Source organism: Paenibacillus sp. J31R109, from assembly GCF_059692055.1.
The window spans coordinates 634,356-655,921 of sequence record NZ_JCAUAR010000003.1 but is presented as its reverse complement, the minus strand read 5'-3'; the positions used below and the strand labels follow the sequence as shown (position 1 = coordinate 655,921).

Genomic DNA, 21,566 nt, shown 5'->3' with positions numbered 1-21,566 from the left:
CAACTAAAAGTTGCCTATTCACACGATACGTTTGGGTCAGAAAGTTGCAGAAGCGTTAGTGGCGAGTTTAGTTGATTTATTAGAGCGTATCCAGCTTTTTGCGAAGCAGCAACCGCAGCGCCAACATGAGCAAAGGCAGGCCAAACGCGATGGGCAACGCAATCTTAGGCCAGTCGTGTTCTAGATATTCAATCGCCCGAAAGTGATCGCTGACGACCCACGTACCAAAAACGCCAAGCAGGACGCAGACGGGCAGGATCATGCTTTTGTTGCTTTTTAAACCGAAAATCTTGGATAAACTGACCGACGTCCCATAAATACAGAACATGACCTCAAACAGCACCGAGACGGAGTAAAGTGCGATCATAATCATTTCATATCGCTGCAAAAAGTTCCCAATATGCGCGTTCCTCGCCAACTTCATGCAGGAGATCGTGTATTGGCTTGTCACCTCCGCGGACAAAACGCCCCCTTCCAAAATCGCCCAAATAATCGTTAGCATGCCGCTTATCAGAATGCTGATCATCCCAAGCTGACCGCCGCGAGATGCTGTACCGCTCACCATTGGCAAGATGAGCGCTGCGAGCATCACCGCAAGTGCCCAATCTGCATCGAAGTGCATGCTGGCGACGGCCGTACGAGGGAAGCCATGCTCCAGGAGCGGGAGCAGATTACGAATATCGAACTCATTGGTAGAACCAATTACAATCAGTACATTCAGCATGAAAATCGAAAGCAGCCCAATCAAGGCGATGCGTGCCATGACTTCCAAGCCATAGTAGCAGCCGGTGGCGCCTACGATGAGCGAAGCCGTCGTAAACAGCCAAACCGGTGCTTCGGGTAGAAAGTAGTCTTTCAAGTGATAAACGAAAGTTATCATAATGGGCCCAAAGGCTGCCAGATATAAAGTGAAAATCACCAGAGCTACGAATTTGCCAAACCAATTCCCCAGCAGGACAGCGCCAAGTTCAATAAAGTTGAGATGTGGCGTTCTGCGCACGACCACATATGTGATGTACATCATCAGAGCGCCCTGAATGGTACCGAACAGCGTAGCCACCCACATATCTTGGCCTACCGTTCTAGCAAGTACCCCCTGCGTAACACCGATCGCTTTAGCGAAGATGAGATTAACCACCATCGCAATGAACATGCCATTGGTTATCTGGAATTTCTTCATTTTACCCCCTGCTGGGCTGCTTTTAGCACGGTAGACTGGATTGAGGCTTGGACTTCAATACTTGTCTCCGCATTGGAGAACGCTGTTTGCCAGTCCGCCCCCAATGTCTTCCATTCCATTGGAAATTTGTTGCGAAACACATCGCCAAGCTTCAAGAAATCAGAATGATATTGCTGCTGGGCCGTGGTCACGACTTTTTCAATTTGTGAAGAGAGCGTCCCCTCAAGCGCTTCCTCGATTTCTCCTCGAATATCGGTAATCGGTTCCCCACAGTCATACTCCACGACATCGGAATTGACCACCAGTTGGATTTGAAAACTAGGAAGTTGCTTTGCGTAAGAGGGGGTAACTTTGAAATCAATATCTTTAAATTCGACGGTCGCACTGTGATCTTTATCATGTGGACAGGCGACGACTTCAATCCCACTTTTTAACTTTTGTAAAAAATACATCAACCCCCGGGTCTCCTTTAACGAAAGCCAGCCGACCATTCTATCCTCGAGGAAAGCAGCTGCGCCTGCTAATTCGACTTGCTTGATCGAGCCGTGTTCTTCTGGCCGCTTATTGGAAATACCTCGGGGCACGAGCTGCAATTCAGCAAGCACTGGTTGCACAGAGCGGCTTAAGTACGCTTCCTCTAAATTCATCATGTTGGTAGCCGGCGCCATGCCGACAATCTGAACATTACGGAACAAGCGGTCAATGGCTTCCCCAGGTACAACTTCAAGGCCAGTAATGGTCGAGATGACTTCATCTGGTGCATTTTTCGTTACGGCCACCCAGGTATTCATACGAAGCTCATGATTGCGCGTGAAAAAATCAATCATATCCGCGATGCCTCTTCGCGCATAGCTCTCTTGCATGACGATCAAAAAGTTGTGCGCCCAATACACGCGTCTTGACGTGAATTGCCCTAGATTGCGTATAGCATCGAAAATGCTTTTGCCTTCTGCGCTGATGGAATAGATCGGCTCTCCCGTTCCTCCGGAAGGCGCGCCTGTCTGCCCACGGGCATCTGCGGGACGAATGATTTGTACGGATACTTTAACAGAGCCCGGCTCTTTCCCAATATCCAAGCCGACAGCGGTTACTAGTGCCAACTCGTTGATTTGCCGCAGGCCGTAACAAGAGGTGGTGAGCAGCAACTGCGTAAGGACGATGAGTAAGACGAGACTTCTCTTCATAACAGTCATTCCTTTGGCACCTTTGGTTTTTGCATATCATGCATGCGTTGCAAATCTTGGGCAAAGCCAGGCCGCTCATCCATCATCCATAGGGGCACCCGAAGCAGCATATCCCGCTGAGCCACTTGGCTAAAAGGGCTGGCAGGCGCTAAGTAAGGCTCACCAAAGGAACGGATCGAGAGCGCATGGAGCATTAGAATGAAGAAACTGCCAGAGAACCCGAGCAGCCCTAAAGTGCCAGAAGCGATCAGGAGCGGAAAGCGAAACATTCGCAGCGCTAGCGAAGATGAGTAGCTCGGAATCGCAAACGACGAAATCCCAGTAATCGCGATGACGATGACCATAAATGGTGAGACAAGCCCAGCCTGTACGGCTGCCTGACCGATAATGAGCGAGCCCACGATACTAACGGCTTGTCCGATCGGCTTCGGCATACGCAACCCTGCTTCGCGCATTAATTCAAAAGCGAGCTCCATAAGAATCGCTTCGAGCAAAACAGGGAAGGGCACCACCTCCCGACCGGAGGCAATGGTGAGCGCGAGTGCGGTTGGAATCATCTCGTGGTGGAAGGAAACGAGCATGACATAAATGGATGGCAGGATTAATGAGATCAAGAAAGCAAAGTAACGCACAATGCGAAAAAAAGTTCCAGCCCAATACCGATTATAATAATCATCCGGTGCCTGAATGAATTGCCAAAAAAATGTCGGCACAATCAAGACCACAGGCGTATTGTCTGTAAAAATAGCCACTCTGCCTTCCAGCAACGCAGAAGCTACTTTATCTGGGCGTTCTGTACTTTGGATCGTATTAAAAGGAGATAGCGGAGCATCTTCAATCATTTCCTCAATATATCCGCTTTCGAGGATCCCATCGATCTGGATGCCGGATAGCCGATGCTTGACTTCATCGACAAGTCCCACCTTAACTAAATCCTGAATGTACGCGATATTAATATCCGTTTTGGTTCTTGTTCCGATCACCATGCCTTCCATCCGCAGCATGGGGTCTTTAATTCGTCTGCGAACGAGGGCTGTGTTCGTGCGAATGCTTTCCGTAAAGCCGTCTCGCGGACCGCGGACATTGTTTTCGGAAGCGGGTTCTTCAACGCTGCGATCTTTCCACCCTTTGGAACTGACAAGTAAGGTTTGTTCCACGCCTTCGATCAAGACGAGTGTATCCCCGGAAAGAACCCCTTCAATACCTGCAGCCAGTGAATGGCATGCTTTGATCGCTGCATTGAACATCAAGCTGCTGATAATTTCGTCAGCCGTTGCTAGCAGTGCTGGCTCTTCCACGAGCTCGGAGCCCTTGACGACTAAAGCATTCAAAGCATTATCGATAATAGCCGTGTCTGCGAGTCCTTCTAAGTAGAAACAGCAGCCCGGAAATTCAGGATTGCCGCAAAACATGAAATCACGTCGCTGCACATCGACACTTTGGCCTAACACTTCCTCGATGGCGGCTGTTTTGTCCGACCAAGTTAACCTGAGGGCTTCTTGCCTCATTTCCTGCATGGACATTCACCTCTAATCTGTGCCAATAGGAATAGGTTGCCTGCCGCTGGCTACACTAACAACAAAGACGAGAGGAGTGGCGGCTATGGACTTTTATCATTCTGTGATTTACCAATCCATTCTTAATACGGAATGGTTCATGTGGATTGTTGTTAGCTGCGTGATGGTGATCAACTTTCTTGCGCCTGTCATCGTTTGGTACCGCCTGAATGGGAAGCAAGCGATTCAAAAATATAAAGCGTTAAAGAGACAGGGGAAGGACTGAGCAATTCTATATATTTTTCCAAAAATCCATGAGAATATTACCAAAATAGCTTTTTTGGGGCTGTTGTCACTTTTGGGATTGCGGTGGTAAGATAAAAGGATGAAGAGATTATGAATATGACGTATTGTAAACGTTTCCAAATAAAGTTCGGGATACACATATCCGAGAGGTGGAGAGCCGAATGGCGATAAGCCAATTGATGGAGCAGCAAAAAAAGTATTATCACACTGGAGCTACGCGAGGACTTGATTTCCGTCTTACACAGCTTCGAAAGCTGAAACAAGCGATTGTTGATCGGGAATCGGAGATTATCCAGGCGCTTCGCACCGACTTGAATAAAAGTGAGAAGGAAGCGTACGCGTTTGAAATAAGCATTGTCTATCAAGAGATTTCACATGTCATCAAGCATCTGAAACGTTGGATGAAGCCGAAGAAAGTGAAAACTCCGATGACGCATTCGGGGAGTCGCAGCTACATGATCCCAGAACCACTGGGCGCGGCACTTATCATTGCACCGTGGAATTATCCGTTTATGCTGGCATTTGATCCGTTAGTGGGAGCCATTGCTGCAGGAAATACGGTGGTACTGAAGCCATCCGAACTAGCACCAGCGGTGTCAACTGTGATGACCTCGATACTACGTGCAACATTTGAACCGCATTATATAGCTGTTGTGGAAGGCGGCGTGGAAGCCAGCAGTGAGCTGCTGGAGCAGCCGTTTGACAAGATCTTTTTTACGGGCAGCGTTGCGGTCGGAAAAATTGTGATGGAAGCGGCGTCAAAGCGGCTCACACGCGTGACATTGGAGCTCGGAGGCAAGAGCCCCTGCATCGTCCATCATGATGCGCAACTGAAGCTGGCCGCACAGCGCATCGCTTTCGGGAAGTTCTCAAATGCGGGACAGACCTGCGTCGCTCCAGACTATCTGTTCGTGCATCGGAGCGTGAAAGATAAACTGCTGGCCTATTTGCAAGAGGCTATCCAATCTTTCTATGGTGACAAGCCGCTGCTAAGCCCCGAGTATGGCAAAATCATATCACGCCGTCATTACGAGCGATTGCAGCATTTTATGAAAGACGGGAAGGTCGTTATCGGTGGAGACGCGAATGACCAGACGCTGCAAATTGAACCGACTGTGCTAGAAGCGGTCACATGGGATATGCCAGTTATGCAAGAGGAGATTTTTGGACCCATACTTCCAATCCTAACCTACGACAGTCTCGATGAAGTGGTGGGCTTGATCCAAGCTCGGCCGAAGCCGCTAGCCCTCTATGTTTTTTCGGAGGACAAAAAGGTGCAAGAAGCCTTGCTTGAGCGTATTTCATTCGGTGGTGGTTGTGTCAATGATACATTGATGCATTTTGGTTCAACGCATTTACCTGTCGGTGGCGTGGGCGAGAGCGGGATGGGCAGCTATCATGGCGAGATGAGTTTTCACATATTTTCGCATATGAAAAGTATATTGAAACAGACGACGATGTTTGATATTCCTTTTCGCTATCCCTCGAGTAAAATCGGGCTTAAAATCATTCGCAGGCTGACTAAGCCTTAATACGGCTCACGAGGAAGAGGTATGTCACATGTTAGGATCCTACGAGTACTATAAACAGATATTCAAGGATGTACCGAAGCCATTCGCATTCGTAGATTTGGATTTGTTGGATGCTAACATTAGGGCCATTGCGCAGGAAGCAGGGGGAAAAAAGATTCGGGTGGCAAGCAAATCGATTCGCTGTCCCGAGGTACTTCGCCGTATTTTAGCAGCTGATCATGTGTATCAGGGGATTATGTGCTATACGGCGGATGAGGCTGCTTTCTTAGCCCGCGATGGTTTTGATGACCTTCTACTTGGCTATCCGCAATGGCATGTTGAGGCGCTGACCGACGTGATTTCACTTATTGGTGAAGGCAAAACGATTACGTTCATGGTCGATTGTATTGAGCATGTTGAGCAATTAGAGCAGCTCGCAGCGAAGCAGCAAGTAACTGTACCCATTTGTCTCGACATCGATATGTCGACTGATTTTCCTGGATTGCATTTTGGCGTATGGCGCTCACCGTTGACGCGATGGGAGCACGTACAACCTGTTGCGGAAGCCATTGTTAAGGCCAACTGGCTGCGGTTGGACGGCATTATGGGGTACGAGGCACAGATTGCCGGTGTTGGTGATAATGTGCCTGGGCAAGCTGTGAAAAATGCACTAATCCGCAGGTTGAAAAAATCCTCTATCCATAAAGCCGCCAAGTGGAGAGAAGAAGTTACACAACGGCTGAGCCAGATGGGTGTCCAGCTTCGTTTCGTCAATGCGGGTGGGACAGGAAGTATGGATAGCTCGCGGGAAGAGGCCTGGGTGACGGAGATCACCGCAGGGTCAGGCTTTTACTCACCTGGCTTGTTCGACAACTACAAGTCGTTTCGCTATAAGCCTGCTGCCGGGTATGCGGTAGAGATTGTACGGCGTCCACAGCCGAACATCGTGACTTGTATGGGCGGCGGTTACACGGCTTCGGGACCGACAGGGGCAGATAAACGTCCCAAGCCGTATTTGCCTGAAGGTCTGGAGCTGTTGGCATTAGAGGGCGCAGGTGAAGTGCAAACACCGCTGCGCGTGCGCGGGGAAGTCAAGCTGGAGCTGGGCGACCCGGTGTTTTTCCGTCATGCGAAGGCAGGGGAGCTATGCGAGCGATTCCTCGTGCTATATGCCGTGTCGCAGGGCAGCATTGTAAGTACATATCCAACGTATCGCGGTATGGGGGCGTGTTTTCTATGAGAAGCCAATCAGGGACATGGACGAATTGGTCAGGTATGGTTCAGGCTTCGCCGCAGACGGTGCTCTATCCGGATTCCATCGAAGCGGTGGCCGAGGCTGTGCTGCTATGCAGACGAGAAGGACGCAGGCTGCGCGTTGTCGGTACAGGACATTCGTTTACGCCAATTGCAGCATCGGATGATGTGCTGATTACGCTAGACCGAATGCAAGGCCTAGTGGAGTTAGATACGGAGGCCAAGACTGCGACCGTTTGGGCAGGCACGAAGCTCAAGCTGCTTGGGGAGCTGCTGTTCAACCAAGGGCTGGCACAGGAGAATCTGGGTGACATCGATGTACAGTCGATTGCTGGGGCCATCAGTACGGGGACCCATGGAACTGGCCAACAGTTCGGTAACATTGCCACGCAAGTGGTGGGATTGACGATGGTGACGGGGGCTGGCGATGTTATCACATGCACACCTGTGACGCACCCTGATTTGTTTAAAGCGATGCAAGTTTCCATAGGCGCACTGGGAATTATTGTGCAAGTAACGCTCAGGCTTCAACCTACTTATAAAATGAAGTACGAAAGTAAGCGAATGCCGCTGAAACAATGCTTGCAGGAGCTGCCAGAAATAGCGGGCGGCCATCGACATTTTGAATTCTATTGGTTCCCATATGCGGACCCCTGTCAGCTCAAATTCATGAATCCGACGGATCAAGCGGTGACGAGCCGTAAGGTGCGTGATTACATCGGTGATGTCCTTCTCGAAAATACGCTCTTCGGTCTATTGTCCGAATTATGCCGCAAGGTTCCGAAGCTCAGTCAGACAGTGAGTCGACTATCCGCATCGCAAGTGCCTGTGGGCAGCAAAGTCGATTACAGTCATCGACTGTTTGCCACGCAAAGACTCGTTCGTTTTAACGAGATGGAATATAATCTACCAGCAGAGGCTATGCCAGCGGTCATTGAAGAAATGCGTGCGAAGATGACGAAAAACAAGTACAACGTTCATTTTCCAATCGAGTGCCGGTTTGCGAAAGGCGATGATATCTGGCTCAGCCCAGCGTTCGAGCGTGATTCTGCCTACATTGCCATTCATATGTACAAAGGAATGCCGCATGAGGACTATTTTGCAGCGATGGAGGACATATTCCTGCAACATGGCGGCAGGCCGCACTGGGGCAAAATGCATTCGCTGCGTTCATCCGAGTTGTCTGAAAGATATCCCAAATGGCAGCCATTTTGCCGTATTCGAGAAGAATTGGACCCGGATGGCATCCTGCTGAACGGGTATCTAGAAAAGATATTCGGCGTGACTGGATAGATTGATAAGCAAATGGGAGGTGTCCTCATGGTGAAGTCAAGTACGTCTCGTTCTCGCTGGTCGGTTGTCGCAGCGTACGCCTTGCTTGCGGCGGTAACTCAGCTGCTATGGGTAACCTTCACCCCCATAACGACGGCTGCTTCCCGTGAGTGGGAGGTTTCTATCGATGCCGTAGGCTGGTTGTCTCTCGTATTCCCGCTAGTCTACGTGCTGCTGTCTATCCCTTTTGGACTGGGCGCTGACCGATGGTTTCGCGGATCGTTGCTCATCGGGGGTGCGTTGACGGCAGTTGGAGCACTTATTCGCATCGTACCTGGCTACGAATTTGCACTCATTGGGCAGCTTGTGATTGCTATTGGACAGCCACTTGTACTCAATGCTGTGAACAAAGTAGCTGTGCTCTATGTGCGGCCCGAGCAACGAGCGAATGCCATTGCAGCAGGCACGGCGAGTCTATTCGTCGGTATCCTGGTCTCGACGGTTACTGTTCCTTTTGTGATGGCATGGCAGGGTATGCCGGCTGTTCTGTGGACGCAAGGAGGCATTAGCGTAATTGCCGCCGTGGCCATGCTGTTGGCGCTAAAACGTGCGCCGCTCTTTGAGGTTGAGGCAGCGGATGCGGATACGAGCAGCGCATTGGGGTTACGCGCGATTGCGATCCTTTGGTCGCAGCGTTGGGTGCGGCTATTCAGCCTGCTCCTGTTCGCAGGCTTCGGTATTTTCATTACGCTGGCGACATGGCTCGAAGTGCTAGCCAGCGCGATCGGCTACAATGCCCAGCAAGTCGGCATTGGCATCGGTGTCATGACGGCAGCAGGCATTGCTGGCGCTGCGGCCCTGCCACGGTGGGCGATGCATGGTCAGCGCGCGAGAACGGTTGTGCTCTGCTCACTTGTGGCGAGCGTGTTGCTTCTGGTTGGGCTCGCAGTTGGCATGCCACAATGGTTATTCATTAGCTTGTTGGCTGTGTGCGGTTTTCTGCTGCTTGCTGACTTACCTGTGATGCTGTCCCTAGCAGAGGCCAAATCCGATCCCCAGTTCGTCGGCGCCGTTACAGGCTTACTGCTGTTGTTTGGCAACTTGGGAGGCATTGTGCTTTCCTTGGTTGTTCAACTCTTGTTAGGAAATCGGATAGTAGCGATCGGCGTAGTAGCTGCTGTGGCCATTCTCATCTTGACTGCCGCTAGGTGGTTGCAGACAGTGCCATTGAAGATCCAGCGTGATAAAAACGAACAGATGTAAAATTTCATTTAAGCAGCGAAGTGAAAGGTTTAAACACGATCTCTATAAGTTGCGTTGTTCCTGGCATATTCGGAAAAAGACTCACGGTAATTAAAAGTGCCCAACCAATTATGGTCATGCTGACGAGTGCAACTCGTTCTCGCATAGGAGATTTTTTGTGAATAGGCCACTCAAAGAGAAGAATAAATAGAGCAAGGAGAGTCGTACAAAGGATAGTGACTATTATCAGAACTACTCCTCCTTGCTTCCTATTTTTTTACTAGCAGGATCCTCAATAAATCCAGTTCGTTCCAAGTTAACATCCGTTTCGACATGAACAATAACTTGCGGGAACAACGTGTCCCATTGCGGCGCTAATTTTTTCCACTGCTGAGGATATTTCCTATGAAATGCTGTCGCGAAACCGAGTGCATCTACGTGAAAGTCGTTTTGAGCTTGTGTGACTACGGATAAAATTCGCTCTTCCAACATACTGGAAATTTTGCTTTCTACGATGGTAGCGTTTTTTTCTTCCAGCATATTTAGCTTTGTCGTGTTTTCAACAACGTTGCACTCTATGCGTGTTTTCACTTTCACAGACAAGTTTTCGCCTTCAATGAAAGGTTCAATGCTTGATTGACTATGAAACACATCAACAGACACTTTTCCCTGATTTTGATTGAATTTGACAGTGACTAGAGCCGTTTTTATCGCATTGGTCAACCACATGAGGCCTCTCGTTGAAGCGTCATCCAGAAGTCCAACCATTTGAGTTTTCTTAAGCAGTGCTGAGCCGTAAACATAGATGGCTTTATTTTTTTGTTTCTGCGATGTGTACATTTTAGTGTAAGGAAGGGCGTAGGACTGGGAATCAGATTCAAGTAAATTATGCAGTTTCAACAACGTTACATACAATCCCGTGTGTAAATTGGACATTTCACGCAACTCCTCCGATGTATCCCTCTCGAGAACTGGAGACGCATTTAGCATATCGACAGCATTTCCTTGACAGATATAGATAAGTGATCTTCCTCTTGGACCAGGATGGCGGCGGAGAAAAGCAAGCGGATCTTCTAAGTTGTCTTTCGCTAAATCTTCTCCAAAAACAATCGTACTGGCATGCCCCCAAAATAATTTGCGAGAAAGTTTCTCTTGTAGTCTTTGATTGGCATCCGACATATTCACACCTGCTGCGGAAACGACAATGCTCTCAGGATTTTTGCCTTTACTCCCTTCCATGCCGCCTATGCTCGTGCTATTCGAGCTCGGTACGAAGACTTGAACAGATACAACAATACCCTCGTTCTCTTGATTTTTATCTATGCCAATAGCTGTAATGATCCCCAGATCATTGACTTCCATCCGATCCCAACAGCCAGTTAAACATATCAAAATGAAACAGATGAGACCTAATCTCAGATATGCTTTCATAGCTTATTCATCGTCCTTATGTGCTGATTGCCCGTGAACACCGGGCTTCATGGCTGGCGTTTGACGGTGTCTATTAAGGGGAGAAGCTACACGAGGCCTTCGGTTAAATAACCATCTTGGTGCGCGAATGAGTAAATCGAGCAAAGCGTAGGGCTGAACAGGGGATATCGGCGTCAAATAAGGAGCGCCGAATGAACGAAGTCCGAGCACATGAATGATAATCGCAAGGATACTTAGAATGACGCCTAATAATCCTAAGATTCCAGCGGTAATCATGATAGGAAAGCGTATGAGTCGGATAGCCGTACCTGCTCCATAGTGTGGAACCATAAATGAGGCAATACCGGTTATAGCCACAACCATGACCATCGGAGCGGATACAAGACCAGACGCTATGGCTGCTTGACCAATGACAAGCGCACCAACAATACTCACCGCTGCCCCTACCTGCTTCGGCAGACGGATGCCTGCTTCGCGAAGCGCCTCAAAGGTGACTTCCATTAAGAGCGCTTCAACAAGTGCTGGAAAAGGAATATCCTCTCTGGACTTTGCCATAGAAAGTAATAGTTTTGTGGGAATCATTTCCTGGTGATAGGAAACGACGGCAATATAAATGGACGGAGCCAACAGGGCAATGCCAATAAACATGTAACGAAGCATCCGTATCGCTGATGCTACATAAAACCGTTGATAATAATCTTCTGGCGATTGCAAGAACACTGCTAGCGTACCAGGAGCTATCAAAACAAATGGCGTTCCAGCAACAAGAACAGCAATCCGCCCCTCCAATAGTGAGGCGCAGACAACGTCTGGACGTTCAGTCGAAAGCAGTTGTGGAAAAGGAGAAAGAGGGTTATCCTCAATTAGTTCTTCAATATAAGAGCTTTCCAATATACCGTCAATTTGGATTCTTTTAAGACGAGTCATCATCTCATTGACGAGACTTGGTCGAATAATGCCTTCAATATAAGCGATCACGATTTCGGTCTGCGAATACTTGCCGATCGAAGTGGCTTCAAGTTTTAAATCCGGGTTTCTAAGCTTTCGTCTGAGCAGGGACGTATTTACCGAAATAGATTCGACAAAACCTTCCCTAGGTCCTCGAACTAGCGTCTCCGAACTGGGTTCTTCGATATTCCGTGTCTCCCATTTTTGACAGGAGATACCTAAAGCGCGATCTTCACCGTCTATAAGGAGAATGGCAGCTCCCATGGAAACAGCAGAAATGATATCTGCATAGGTAGAAACATATTGAATGTCGGAAAGTTTAAGTTCCTCTTGAATCGCTTCAGCGGTAGAAATCCAAATATTTGACACGGATAAGGGGACAAGAAGTTGTTGATCTACTAACTGTGAATCCGCAAGCCCTTGTAAATAGACAATACAGGCATCAAGTTCTTCACCAATACGGAATTCATGAAAAACAATATCATAGCAGCGGTCGTAGATGGTATGCAGGCAATGCAAACTATCCGTTAGGGTGGGCAGGATCCTTATGTTCGAATAATCGGTCATTCGTACCCAAGCCTCCTTTTTTAGTGGGAATCGACCGAATAGCAGCGAGGATTAGAAGAATGCCCGGACAAACTAGTCGAAAAAAAAGATCATTGAAGTCGCCGCCGCCGCTGCTTCTAGATACTAAGGATGGTAAATTTGGAATCCCCCATAACGCGAAGAGCGCAATTAACAAGCCTGTTGGAAGCACGACTGCCCGGTAATTCTGTAGTCGCAGCCAATTCGTAATGGCCATAACACTAACATAATAAAACAAAGAAATTTTGATAAACAAACCGATGACCCAAATGATAACAATAAGGGATTCAATATTTTCGAGAAAATCGGCTACACTCACATAGCGTGCCGCAGCTAAAATGGGGTAAAGAAACGTTTCTAAGCTTGGTCCGAGTAGCCATAGTACAAATAAATTCATGCCAGACATTGTAGCTACAACCCAGATGACAGAACGAGTTGACCATTTGCCGACCGAATCAGCATCATGTATATAAGGGATCAGGAAACTCATGAAGAAGAATTCAGAAATCCATGTCATGGAATGAATGGATCCCTTAAGAGCCGGCAACAAACCGTTTTCAAGGATTGGCAGCATGTCCTTGATGTTATAATCCTTCGAGAGCAAAGCTATGATGAAAATAAGAGAGATAATAACAACAGGCATGAATAGCTGAGCTGCTCTCCCTATTATTTCCAATCCACTTCGTACGGCATAAGCGCAGATGAAAAGCATAGAGTATATAATGACGCCCTTAGGTGTCATCCGAAGAAAGGCGTTGAGCATTAATTCGGTATAAGATCTCAGAACCGCGCCACTCATGTTTAATAACGAAATAATGTACAAGAATCCTAGGATCTTAGCAGGCCACGATCCAATGATTGCCGGTAAATATTCCATAAAAGTTTGATTAGGATATTTCTTGGCCAACTTACAGGTTACAAAAATCAAAAGAAATCCTGCTACGGAGCCAATGATTGGCGATAGCCATAAATCATTGCCTGCTGATTTGGCCGTAATATTAGGCAAGTACAGCAGCGCAGTTGAAATGATACTCAAGTAGAGGAGTGCAGCCGCTTGACCAGCTGTTATTTTTCCATGTTCAGTCAAAGTGTCTCCCGCCTGCTCGTAGGATGTGCGAAACAGTTAGATTGGTAACTATATAATATCCAAAAAAAGGATGCGTATTCAAAATTTAATATACTGGAAAAGGGATAGTGACTTCTAAATAGAAATACATGTAGGAAGTTATTTCTTGGGGGGGACTATGGACATTATTCATCGAGATGCTGATTTCACGAACGCGTTGTTGTTTGGAACATACATCATGGTTTTATTGGATGGCAAAATGATTGGCGGGGGACTTGTTGCTGGGTTTGACGAAAACGAAGTGGAGGTAGGGAGTTGTCGATATTGGCGAAGTAGCTCCACCTTCGTAATCGCACCACCTCCGCAATGCTCGATAAATCTATGAGCGAATCCATTCTAGAAAAGACGTTCTGATGCGTCCATCGAACGTCTTTATGTCGTATTAATCATACAACTACGAAATGTTCTGCATAAAAAAGAGCACCTTCTAACCCAATGGTTAGAAGGTGCTCTTCGTGGTGCTCGCCTTATTTGCTCGCGGCAACCGTCTCTATTTCTTTAACACTTTGATAAATGATGTTGAATAACTCTTCCAAGTTGCTTTCTTCAATGCAAGAGAAGGCAACGCGAAGATCTGTCTCGCCTAGCGCGATTGTACCTACACCATGTTGATTCAACAAATGTACGCGTAAAGCTTCAGCATCAACGGTTTTGAGCTTCAAGCACATGAAATATCCGGAGTTGAACGGGTAGTAACCCCATGCATCGTCGAACTTGCCGCTGTCCAAAATGGATTTTGTACAGTTCGCGCGACCTTTCATGATTTCGTATTTCTCTTGCTTCTGTGCATTGAACTCTGGTGAATTCAAAGCGTGAAGCACGAAAGTTTGGGAAGGGTGCGGTCCGCTGGAAATGGTTGCGCGGATGATTCCCTTTGTTTTTTCTTCGAGTGCATCAAGAAGTGCGTTACTTTGACCTGCATACGTAATGAAGCCTACACGGAAGCCCCAGACGTATTCTTCTTTGGTTGCTCCATCGATTTTGACTGCAAGCACACGAGGATGCAGGTCAGCTAATTGACCGAATAAGGATTCATGCAACGAATTTTCGAAGAAAAGACCGAAGTAAGCATCGTCAGTTAGAACGACAACGTTAATGCCAGCTTCTGCGGCTTCTTTAATTGCAGCAACAATGGCATTGCCATCTTGTGCGTCAGGCGTGTAGCCTGTTGGATTGTTCGGGAAGTTCAATACGACGATCGCTTTGCCTTTGGATTTTTGAGCGAGAAGTGCATCGCGCAAGCCTTGGGAATTAAAGCGCTCTTGTTCGTTATAGAGCGGGTAGTTCACGATTTGGGCGCCGCGGCGAATCTCGAAAGTAAGCTCGTAATTTTCCCAATTTTTATCAGGAATAATAACAGCATCACCAACGTCTGCAAAAAGATCAGCAGCGATACTTAAACCATGCGTCAGCGCATTCGTTACAATTGGGTTACCGATAAGCTTGTTGCCGATGCTTGGGTTTTCTTCGAGCATTTTTTTGCGCCAAGCAGTGCGAAGCTCAGGCTTACCAGCTGGTGGAGCGTATTCATATATATCTTTAGGATTGTAAGTGGAGAGTGTATCTTGAATGACCTTCAGATGCATAGGCTGACCATTTTCGATGGCAATACCAATGGTTGCATTGAATTTTTTAGCTTTGGTCTTCGCTTCAGCCGATTGGCTGAGAATGCCTTCTTTCGGGAAGTAAATCGATTTACCTAATGCGGAAAGCATGTCATGTACGTGAGAATTTTCACGTTGCAGGGTCTCGTTTAACTGACTTGCCAAAGGATTCATAAGATTGGGTCATTCCTTCCAATGAGCGATTCATTTTTTCCCAGTTATTATATCACTTTCGCACCTGCACGTCACTGCGCTCCATAAATTTTCTGCGAAATGATAAAAAAGAAGAAGCAAGTGCCAGGGAAGAACAGATGCCCATCACTTGCTCTCGGTTTATTTGTCCAAAAAGCCTTCTAATCGTTGCTTGACCTGAGGCCACTCTTTGTCGAGGATGCTGTACATGACGGTGTCTCGCACATAACCATCATACATGACACGATGTTGCCGGAGGACACCTTCTTTCTGGGCTCCTAAACGGGCAATAGCTGCTTGGGAGCGTTCGTTGCGAAGGTCTGTTTTGATCTGAACACGAAGCAAGTTCAGAGATTCAAAGCAATAGCGAAGCAACAAATATTTGCATTCGGTATTCACGCGTGAGCGCCAAACACTAGGATTGTACCAAGTATGCCCGATCTCCATATTCCGATGAGGAACGGAGATATCAAAGAGTCGCGTACAGCCGACAATCGTATCGGTAAGCCGGTCATACACACTGAAAGGGATGCCTTGTTGTGCCTCCTGTTCCTTCAGCGCTTGTTCAACAAAAGTGGTGACTTCAGTTGGGCTCAGCAGGGGCGTCATAATGTTCGTCCAAATAGCAGGGTCATTCGCAGCTTCCGTCAGGCCAGGAATATGGGAAGCATGCAGGGGAATCAGGGTAACGCGTGTACCCTCAAGAATAGGCGGTTGTAGATTCATTGTTCATTTTCTCCTTACCTGTGAATGAATGTAATGTGTTTTTAGTTAGCATACGGTATGATTGGATTAATAAAAAGAACCAATATGACTTAATTCATATGTACCAATTTTGATGGAAAAGAGGTGGTTGGATGGCTATTTATTTACCTTTTCAAGCGTATCTCACCAGATACCCAAGTAAATATGCAGCTTTGTACCACGCGCTTCGCGATGAGATCGTCGGAAATAAGCTAAAGTTGTCCACCAAATTGCCATCTAGTCGAGAATTGGCTGATGAACTTGGCATTTCTAGGGGTACAGTTAATCAAGTGTATGATATGCTCATTGCCGAGGGATATTTGCAGGCAGATATTGGAAGGGGAACCTTCGTCGTTTACGCTGACGGTCAAGTGATGCCTGTGGCGAAGACGGGGAAGACTATTGAATTGTCGGCATGGGGCACTAGGGTGAGCGAAGCCGAGATCGGTGGAGGCGGTGAGTCGAGGAAAGCGAAAGAGCGTGCGGGTCAGTTCGCAGAAGCGGAGATCGCTTTCGTGGTGGCGCGGCCGCAGATGGACCTGTTCCCGCGGGAGCAATGGAACCGCGGCCTGTACGAGCAGGTGCGGCGGATGACGGAGTCGCCACATGAGGACGTTCACATCGCCGAGGGGAACTATGCGCTTCGCGAAGCGATCGCGCTGCACCTGAGGCGGATGCGAGGGATTGATGCGCTTCCGGAGCGCATCGTCATCGTTAATGGGTCGATGCAGGCGATCGCCTTGCTGACCCAACTGCTCGTGAACCCGGGCGATCCCGTGGTGCTGGAGCGCCCCGGGTATCAAGGCGCCAGCCGCGCGGTGCTGGCGGCTGGCGGGGTACCCGTCCACGCGGCGGTGGACGAGCAAGGGCTGATCCCGCAGCCGTGGGACGCCCGGCTGCTGTTCGTGACCCCCAGCCGCCAATTCCCTACGGGGGCTGTGCTGGGGCTGGAGCGCCGCCAGCAGCTGCTGCGCTGGGCGGCGGAGCAAGGAGCTGTCATCGTCGAAGACGATTATGACAGCGAGTTCAGGCACCGCGGGCGGCCGATCGAGCCGCTCAAGGTGCTGGACCAAGAGGGCCGAGTGGTCTACATCGGCACCTTCTCTAAGACGATGCTGCTGGACCTGCGCATCGGCTATGTCGTGCTGCCGGAGGCGCTGCACGACGCATTTGCAGCCGCGAAGCGGCTATACGAGCCGCACCCCACGGGGCTGCTCGAACAGCGCTCGCTCGCCGCCTTCATGGCGAGCGGCGGCTACGAGCGACACCTGCGCCGCATGCGGCGGGTGTACGCGAGCAAGTTCTTGCTCCTGCAGGCGCTGCTGCAGGAGCAGCTGTCCACCCTCTTCGAGTGGGTGGACAGCGACAGCGGGCTGCATCTGTTCGGTTGGTGGCGCGGAGACCTGCGCTCCTACAACGAGTATGCAGCTGCGTGCCGCGCGGCCGGCGTGACCTGGACGGACGCAGGAAACTACGCGCTCCCTGCGGGGAGAGCAGGAGCCTGCTTCGGGTTTGCTCATTTGACGGAAGCCGAGATCAGGGAAGGTGTTAGCCGGCTCCGATTGATCTACAAACCATAAAAAGTCTCTATCGGTGTGCAAAAGAAGTCTTTTGGACGAGTGCTTTGATTGCAATAGGTTGTATGTTATCATTCAACATGTGGTCAATTAAACTATTTTTCGTAGGAGTGATCCTTATATGGCAGGTTTAAATGGTGGGGGCACAAGTGTCATCGTGCGTCTGGAAATACATAAAGAACTCGTAACCTTTGGAAAAATTGCAACAGCGATTGGCGATGCAGGCGGAGATATCGTGGCGATTGACGTCACGAGAGCTAGCAAAACGACGACAACACGTGATATTACAGTCAAAGTTAGTGATCCCGAGCATACGGAAACGATTACGAAAGTACTGAAGGGCATTCCAGGTGTTCGCATCATCAACGTGTCAGACCAGACCTTCCTGCTTCATTTGGGCGGTAAAATTGAAGTGACCCCTAAAGTACCGATTAAGAATCGGGACGACTTGTCCCGCGTATATACCCCAGGAGTTGCCCGGGTTTGTATGGCGATTCATGAAGATCCAAGTAAAGCACATTCCTTGACGATTAAAAGAAATACCGTTGCTGTTGTTTCGGACGGTACGGCCGTTCTTGGCCTTGGTAATATTGGTCCCGAAGCGGCGATGCCTGTCATGGAAGGGAAAGCGATGCTCTTTAAGCAAATGGCAGGCGTAGATGCTTTCCCGATTTGTTTGGACACGCAAGATACGGAAGAAATTATTCGTACTGTAAAAGCAATTGCACCAGGCTTTGGCGGAATTAACTTGGAGGATATTTCTTCGCCTCGTTGTTTTGAAATTGAAGAACGTTTGATTAATGAGCTTGATATTCCGGTTTTCCACGATGATCAGCATGGAACGGCCGTTGTCATTCTAGCTGGGTTGCTAAATGCGGTTAAGCTGGTAGGCAAGCAGTTGGAATCTTGTAAGGTTGTTGTCACAGGTATCGGGGCCGCTGGTATCGCATGTACCAAAATGCTGATTTCAGCTGGGGTTACGAATGTCATTGGCGTAGATCGTCAAGGAGCAATTGTGCGTGGAGAGACGTATACGAATTCTGCTTGGGATTGGTATGCGGCGAACACGAATCCGAAAGAAGAACGAGGAACGTTATCGGATGTTATCTCAGGTGCCGATATTTTCATCGGTCTATCAGGACCAGGCGTGCTTAAACAAGAAGATGTGAAACGTATGGCTGCAGATCCGATTGTGTTCGCAATGGCGAATCCAACGCCAGAAATTACCCCAGAGGAAGCGGAGCCTTATGTCCGCGTCATGGCGACAGGACGTTCAGATTACCCGAATCAAATCAACAACGTACTTTGTTTCCCAGGTATCTTCCGCGGCGTCTTGGACTGCCGTGCCTCCAAAATCACGCAAGAGATGAAGCTTGCAGCCGCGAAGGCGATTGCCTCCGTTGTGAATGAGGACGAGCTGAACGAGTACTACATCATTCCGAGCGTATTCAACCATGCGGTTGTTGAGAAAGTCAGAGAAGCTGTGATGGAAGCGGCTTATGAATCTGGTGTAGCTCGACGTCGGAGTCAACGTGAGGGCCACGAAGCTCATCACGATGCATAGAAAAAAGCAGTTCGGTACAACGCTGATCCAGCGCGGTGCCTGAACTGCTTTATTATTTTAATTTGCAAGTCGCATCAGTGGTAATCTTTATGCATGTTCTTCTGTCCATTCTTTCAGCTTACGGTCTGTCGGAAGCAGGAAAGTAAGGATCCCAAGCAGGGGCAAGAATGCACATAGCTCCATGACGCGTGTGGTTCCAATGGCATCACACGCGTTGCCTAATACGACGCTACCAATACCGCCAAGGCCGAAGGCTAATCCAGTGATGAGGCCGGATACGGTTCCGACTTTGCCAGGGAACAGCATTTGGGCATAGATGACGGTAACAGAGAAGCTAGATAACAGGATGACACCGATAAGAACCAGCAGCACGTACGCCCAAGCAACGGACACATGCGGCAGTAACAAAGCGAATGGCGCAGACCCTAACATGGAAAAGAAAATAACATTACGCTTACCGAAGCGATCTGCAATCGGTCCGCCAAAGAACGTGCCGACAGCTCCAGCCGCTAGGAATAAGAAAATGAAATTTTGTGCGCGGTCAATAGAGATGCCATACGTATCTTGTAGAAAGAAAGCAAAGTAGCCGCTCATTGCTGCGCCGTACCACGAACGAACAAACACAAGGAAAATCAATACACTAATCGCAAACATGACTTGCTTACGCCGCTGTGGATTAACCACACGTTTTACGACAGTTTTGGCCTTCACAGGCGCTTCCTGAAGGACAACCTTATACCAACGCGCTATGTACAACTGTACGGCAATGGCGATAGCCGCGACACCGGTAAACCAGATAGATCCGAACAATCCCAGCGGAATGAAAATCCATTTGGTCATAATCGGAGCCAAGGATTGCCCGGCGTTGCCGCCGACTTGGAAAATCGATTGGGCCAAGCCTTTACGGTTTCCAGCGGCCATGTGTGACACACGTGAACCTTCTGGATGGAAGGCAGCCGAGCCTAGTCCGACAAAACAGACAGACAAGAGCACAACCCAATACGAATGAGCGAAAGCAAGCAGCAGCATCCCGATTAAGGTCGATGTCATCCCAATGGGCAATATGTAAGGAGATGGCTTCCGATCCGTGTAGAGACCGACAACAGGCTGCATAATGGAGGCTGTAAAGTTAATGGCGAACTGTACCCAGCCGACTTGCGTGTAGCTAAGCCCCATTTCACTTTTTAAAATGGGAAAAATAGCTGGAATAACAGATTGAATGGAATCATTCAGCAAATGAACGAGCCCGATTGCAAGTAAAATCCGGTAAACCGTAGGTTTGATATCTCCTGTTCCTTGCAAGCTCTTCGCGCTAGAACTAGGAGACGTTGTTGAAATGGATGCCATGGTAATCTCCTCTCAGGTTCTGATTCCCGACTAGGTGTCTAAAAAACGTCCGATGTCTTCGCCCATTTTTACTTTGGAGCCTAACTTAAGATCCGTACGTGGTTCGAACATGCCATCTTCAAATAGCAAAACGACCGTAGAGCCGAACTCGAAATAGGCGAGCTCTTGACCACGTTCAAGTTTATTCGGAAGCGGTGTTACATATTGAATAGAGCTTACATTCAGTGCGCCTACTTTTACGACAGCTACTTCACCGGTTGCATGTTGAATGAAGGTAATTAATCGTTCGTTGCGGCTAAGCACGCGCTTCATATGACGTAAGCCAAACTCATTCACGGGATACACTTTCCCGAGGACATGCTCTTTCTCCAGAATTTCACCTGAAATTGGTGTATGGATCCGGTGATAGTCCGTTGGGCTCAAGTACAAAACGAAATAAAAACCGTTGTTATAATTGACTGTGCGCGGTGAACGATTAAGCAGCTCATCAATGGTATAGTCTTGGCCTTTGACATTGACGATTAGGCCCTCTTTGATGTCACCAATACCTGTAATCATAGCATCAACAGGACTTACAACGCGGGTCGTATCTTCGTGGATCGGGCGCAAACCTGGTTTCAATCGGCGAGTAAAGAAATCGTTCAAGGATTTATACTCTTTGATATGCTTCTCAGCGTCTTCAATAGGAATCCCATAGGTTTGGGCAAACCGCGGGATAAATAGCCGGCTTATTTTGGAACGGGCAAGGGCACCAGTTAATTGAGAAACCCATTTGCGTGAAGACAATTCGGTCAGTAATCGGAAAAAAGGTTTAGACATAGATCATAAACTCCTGTTCATTCGTTGGTTAGGAGGGACTTGGATTTTTGCCCAAAGTTTCCTATTAGCGGTTCTTCGCTAATCTTGCCACAGAAAGGTAAAAGAATCAATTGCCGATTGTACAAATCCATCGCTAAAGCGCGGAAGATTTTTGTATTTTCGACAGCAAAATCGTCAATGCTGT

18 protein-coding genes are annotated in these 21,566 nt (G+C 48.4%); 8 read left to right on the top strand and 10 right to left on the bottom strand.

The window, feature by feature from the left end:
* Window positions 1-79: 79 nt before the first annotated feature.
* From AC58QT_RS12760 to AC58QT_RS12750, 3 genes are read right to left on the bottom strand one after another with little or no spacing between them, the layout of a single operon-like run.
* Window positions 80-1,180, bottom strand: coding sequence for a GerAB/ArcD/ProY family transporter (locus tag AC58QT_RS12760; protein ID WP_497409294.1), 1,101 nt, complete (start codon window positions 1,178-1,180; stop codon window positions 80-82).
* Window positions 1,177-2,373: a Ger(x)C family spore germination protein gene (locus AC58QT_RS12755; RefSeq protein ID WP_497409293.1), complete on the bottom strand. Its 1,197-nt coding sequence runs from the start codon at window positions 2,371-2,373 to the stop codon at window positions 1,177-1,179. Before AC58QT_RS12755 ends, AC58QT_RS12760 begins: the two co-directional genes overlap by 4 nt.
* The gene (locus AC58QT_RS12750; protein WP_497409292.1) at window positions 2,370-3,881 is read right to left on the bottom strand and encodes a spore germination protein; all 1,512 of its coding nucleotides are present in this window, start codon (window positions 3,879-3,881) and stop codon (window positions 2,370-2,372) included. The genes AC58QT_RS12755 and AC58QT_RS12750 overlap by 4 nt, the downstream gene beginning before the upstream one ends.
* An 85-nt stretch (window positions 3,882-3,966) precedes the next feature.
* Between AC58QT_RS12750 and AC58QT_RS12745 the strand changes: the two genes are divergently transcribed.
* The 5 genes from AC58QT_RS12745 to AC58QT_RS12725 all read left to right on the top strand — a co-directional run bounded on the left by AC58QT_RS12745 (window position 3,967) and on the right by AC58QT_RS12725 (window position 9,466).
* The gene (locus tag AC58QT_RS12745) at window positions 3,967-4,146 is read left to right on the top strand and encodes a hypothetical protein (RefSeq protein ID WP_497409291.1); all 180 of its coding nucleotides are present in this window, start codon (window positions 3,967-3,969) and stop codon (window positions 4,144-4,146) included.
* Window positions 4,147-4,327: 181 nt separating this feature from the next.
* Entirely contained in the window at window positions 4,328-5,698 is a 1,371-nt protein-coding gene (locus tag AC58QT_RS12740; RefSeq protein ID WP_497409290.1) for an aldehyde dehydrogenase, read from the top strand.
* A 28-nt stretch (window positions 5,699-5,726) separates the two neighbouring features.
* On the top strand, window positions 5,727-6,917 hold the full coding sequence (locus tag AC58QT_RS12735) for an amino acid deaminase/aldolase (RefSeq protein WP_497409289.1): 1,191 nt from the start codon (window positions 5,727-5,729) through the stop codon (window positions 6,915-6,917).
* A complete protein-coding gene (locus AC58QT_RS12730) occupies window positions 6,914-8,224 on the top strand; it encodes a D-arabinono-1,4-lactone oxidase (RefSeq protein ID WP_497409288.1) in 1,311 nt (436 codons plus the stop codon). The genes AC58QT_RS12735 and AC58QT_RS12730 overlap by 4 nt, the downstream gene beginning before the upstream one ends.
* A gap of 27 nt (window positions 8,225-8,251) precedes the next feature.
* The gene (locus tag AC58QT_RS12725) at window positions 8,252-9,466 is read left to right on the top strand and encodes an MFS transporter (protein ID WP_497409287.1); all 1,215 of its coding nucleotides are present in this window, start codon (window positions 8,252-8,254) and stop codon (window positions 9,464-9,466) included.
* 231 nt (window positions 9,467-9,697) lie between these two features.
* Here the strand turns inward: AC58QT_RS12725 and AC58QT_RS12720 are convergent, their stop codons facing one another.
* Genes AC58QT_RS12720 through AC58QT_RS12710 form a run of 3 tightly spaced genes read right to left on the bottom strand, consistent with a single transcriptional unit; the run spans window position 9,698 to window position 13,496 of the window.
* Window positions 9,698-10,876 (bottom strand): Ger(x)C family spore germination protein, encoded by a 1,179-nt coding sequence (locus AC58QT_RS12720; RefSeq protein ID WP_497409286.1) that lies wholly within the window; start codon window positions 10,874-10,876, stop codon window positions 9,698-9,700.
* 3 nt (window positions 10,877-10,879) lie between these two features.
* Entirely contained in the window at window positions 10,880-12,391 is a 1,512-nt protein-coding gene (locus AC58QT_RS12715) for a spore germination protein (protein WP_497409285.1), read from the bottom strand.
* Entirely contained in the window at window positions 12,345-13,496 is a 1,152-nt protein-coding gene (locus tag AC58QT_RS12710; protein ID WP_497409284.1) for a GerAB/ArcD/ProY family transporter, read from the bottom strand. Before AC58QT_RS12710 ends, AC58QT_RS12715 begins: the two co-directional genes overlap by 47 nt.
* Before the next feature lie 157 nt (window positions 13,497-13,653).
* Between AC58QT_RS12710 and AC58QT_RS12705 the strand changes: the two genes are divergently transcribed.
* Window positions 13,654-13,860 (top strand): hypothetical protein, encoded by a 207-nt coding sequence (locus tag AC58QT_RS12705; protein WP_497409283.1) that lies wholly within the window; start codon window positions 13,654-13,656, stop codon window positions 13,858-13,860.
* 142 nt (window positions 13,861-14,002) lie between these two features.
* On the opposite strand, the gene AC58QT_RS12700 is transcribed toward AC58QT_RS12705, so the two are convergent.
* Together AC58QT_RS12700 and AC58QT_RS12695 are read right to left on the bottom strand one after the other, a co-directional pair.
* On the bottom strand, window positions 14,003-15,313 hold the full coding sequence (locus AC58QT_RS12700) for an aminotransferase class I/II-fold pyridoxal phosphate-dependent enzyme (RefSeq protein WP_497409282.1): 1,311 nt from the start codon (window positions 15,311-15,313) through the stop codon (window positions 14,003-14,005).
* Window positions 15,314-15,472: 159 nt separating this feature from the next.
* A complete protein-coding gene (locus AC58QT_RS12695; RefSeq protein WP_497409281.1) occupies window positions 15,473-16,057 on the bottom strand; it encodes a GNAT family N-acetyltransferase in 585 nt (194 codons plus the stop codon).
* A 131-nt stretch (window positions 16,058-16,188) separates the two neighbouring features.
* Here AC58QT_RS12695 and pdxR point away from each other — a divergent pair, with 131 nt between their 5' ends.
* Both pdxR and AC58QT_RS12685 read left to right on the top strand, forming a co-directional pair.
* Window positions 16,189-17,655: a MocR-like pyridoxine biosynthesis transcription factor PdxR gene (gene pdxR, locus AC58QT_RS12690; RefSeq protein WP_497409280.1), complete on the top strand. Its 1,467-nt coding sequence runs from the start codon at window positions 16,189-16,191 to the stop codon at window positions 17,653-17,655.
* 118 nt (window positions 17,656-17,773) lie between these two features.
* Complete coding sequence (locus AC58QT_RS12685; protein ID WP_497409279.1) at window positions 17,774-19,216, top strand: NAD-dependent malic enzyme; 1,443 nt, start codon at window positions 17,774-17,776, stop codon at window positions 19,214-19,216.
* A gap of 87 nt (window positions 19,217-19,303) precedes the next feature.
* On the opposite strand, the gene AC58QT_RS12680 is transcribed toward AC58QT_RS12685, so the two are convergent.
* Together AC58QT_RS12680 and asd are read right to left on the bottom strand one after the other, a co-directional pair.
* Window positions 19,304-20,563, bottom strand: coding sequence for an MFS transporter (locus tag AC58QT_RS12680; RefSeq protein ID WP_497409278.1), 1,260 nt, complete (start codon window positions 20,561-20,563; stop codon window positions 19,304-19,306).
* A gap of 30 nt (window positions 20,564-20,593) precedes the next feature.
* On the bottom strand, window positions 20,594-21,382 hold the full coding sequence (gene asd / locus AC58QT_RS12675) for an archaetidylserine decarboxylase (protein WP_310501371.1): 789 nt from the start codon (window positions 21,380-21,382) through the stop codon (window positions 20,594-20,596).
* Window positions 21,383-21,566: the final 184 nt, after the last annotated feature.

Bases quoted from the DNA above. Each gene is read 5' to 3' on its own strand.
- AC58QT_RS12760 (WP_497409294.1), bottom strand. From the start codon at position 1,180: ATGAAGAAATTCCAGATAACCAATGGCATGTTCATTGCGATGGTGGTT.
- AC58QT_RS12755 (WP_497409293.1), bottom strand. From the start codon at position 2,373: ATGACTGTTATGAAGAGAAGTCTCGTCTTACTCATCGTCCTTACGCAG.
- AC58QT_RS12750 (WP_497409292.1), bottom strand. From the start codon at position 3,881: ATGCAGGAAATGAGGCAAGAAGCCCTCAGGTTAACTTGGTCGGACAAA.
- AC58QT_RS12745 (WP_497409291.1), top strand. From the start codon at position 3,967: ATGGACTTTTATCATTCTGTGATTTACCAATCCATTCTTAATACGGAA.
- AC58QT_RS12740 (WP_497409290.1), top strand. From the start codon at position 4,328: ATGGCGATAAGCCAATTGATGGAGCAGCAAAAAAAGTATTATCACACT.
- AC58QT_RS12735 (WP_497409289.1), top strand. From the start codon at position 5,727: ATGTTAGGATCCTACGAGTACTATAAACAGATATTCAAGGATGTACCG.
- AC58QT_RS12730 (WP_497409288.1), top strand. From the start codon at position 6,914: ATGAGAAGCCAATCAGGGACATGGACGAATTGGTCAGGTATGGTTCAG.
- AC58QT_RS12725 (WP_497409287.1), top strand. From the start codon at position 8,252: ATGGTGAAGTCAAGTACGTCTCGTTCTCGCTGGTCGGTTGTCGCAGCG.
- AC58QT_RS12720 (WP_497409286.1), bottom strand. From the start codon at position 10,876: ATGAAAGCATATCTGAGATTAGGTCTCATCTGTTTCATTTTGATATGT.
- AC58QT_RS12715 (WP_497409285.1), bottom strand. From the start codon at position 12,391: ATGACCGATTATTCGAACATAAGGATCCTGCCCACCCTAACGGATAGT.
- AC58QT_RS12705 (WP_497409283.1), top strand. From the start codon at position 13,654: ATGGACATTATTCATCGAGATGCTGATTTCACGAACGCGTTGTTGTTT.
- AC58QT_RS12700 (WP_497409282.1), bottom strand. From the start codon at position 15,313: ATGAATCCTTTGGCAAGTCAGTTAAACGAGACCCTGCAACGTGAAAAT.
- AC58QT_RS12695 (WP_497409281.1), bottom strand. From the start codon at position 16,057: ATGAATCTACAACCGCCTATTCTTGAGGGTACACGCGTTACCCTGATT.
- pdxR (WP_497409280.1), top strand. From the start codon at position 16,189: ATGGCTATTTATTTACCTTTTCAAGCGTATCTCACCAGATACCCAAGT.
- AC58QT_RS12685 (WP_497409279.1), top strand. From the start codon at position 17,774: ATGGCAGGTTTAAATGGTGGGGGCACAAGTGTCATCGTGCGTCTGGAA.
- AC58QT_RS12680 (WP_497409278.1), bottom strand. From the start codon at position 20,563: ATGGCATCCATTTCAACAACGTCTCCTAGTTCTAGCGCGAAGAGCTTG.
- asd (WP_310501371.1), bottom strand. From the start codon at position 21,382: ATGTCTAAACCTTTTTTCCGATTACTGACCGAATTGTCTTCACGCAAA.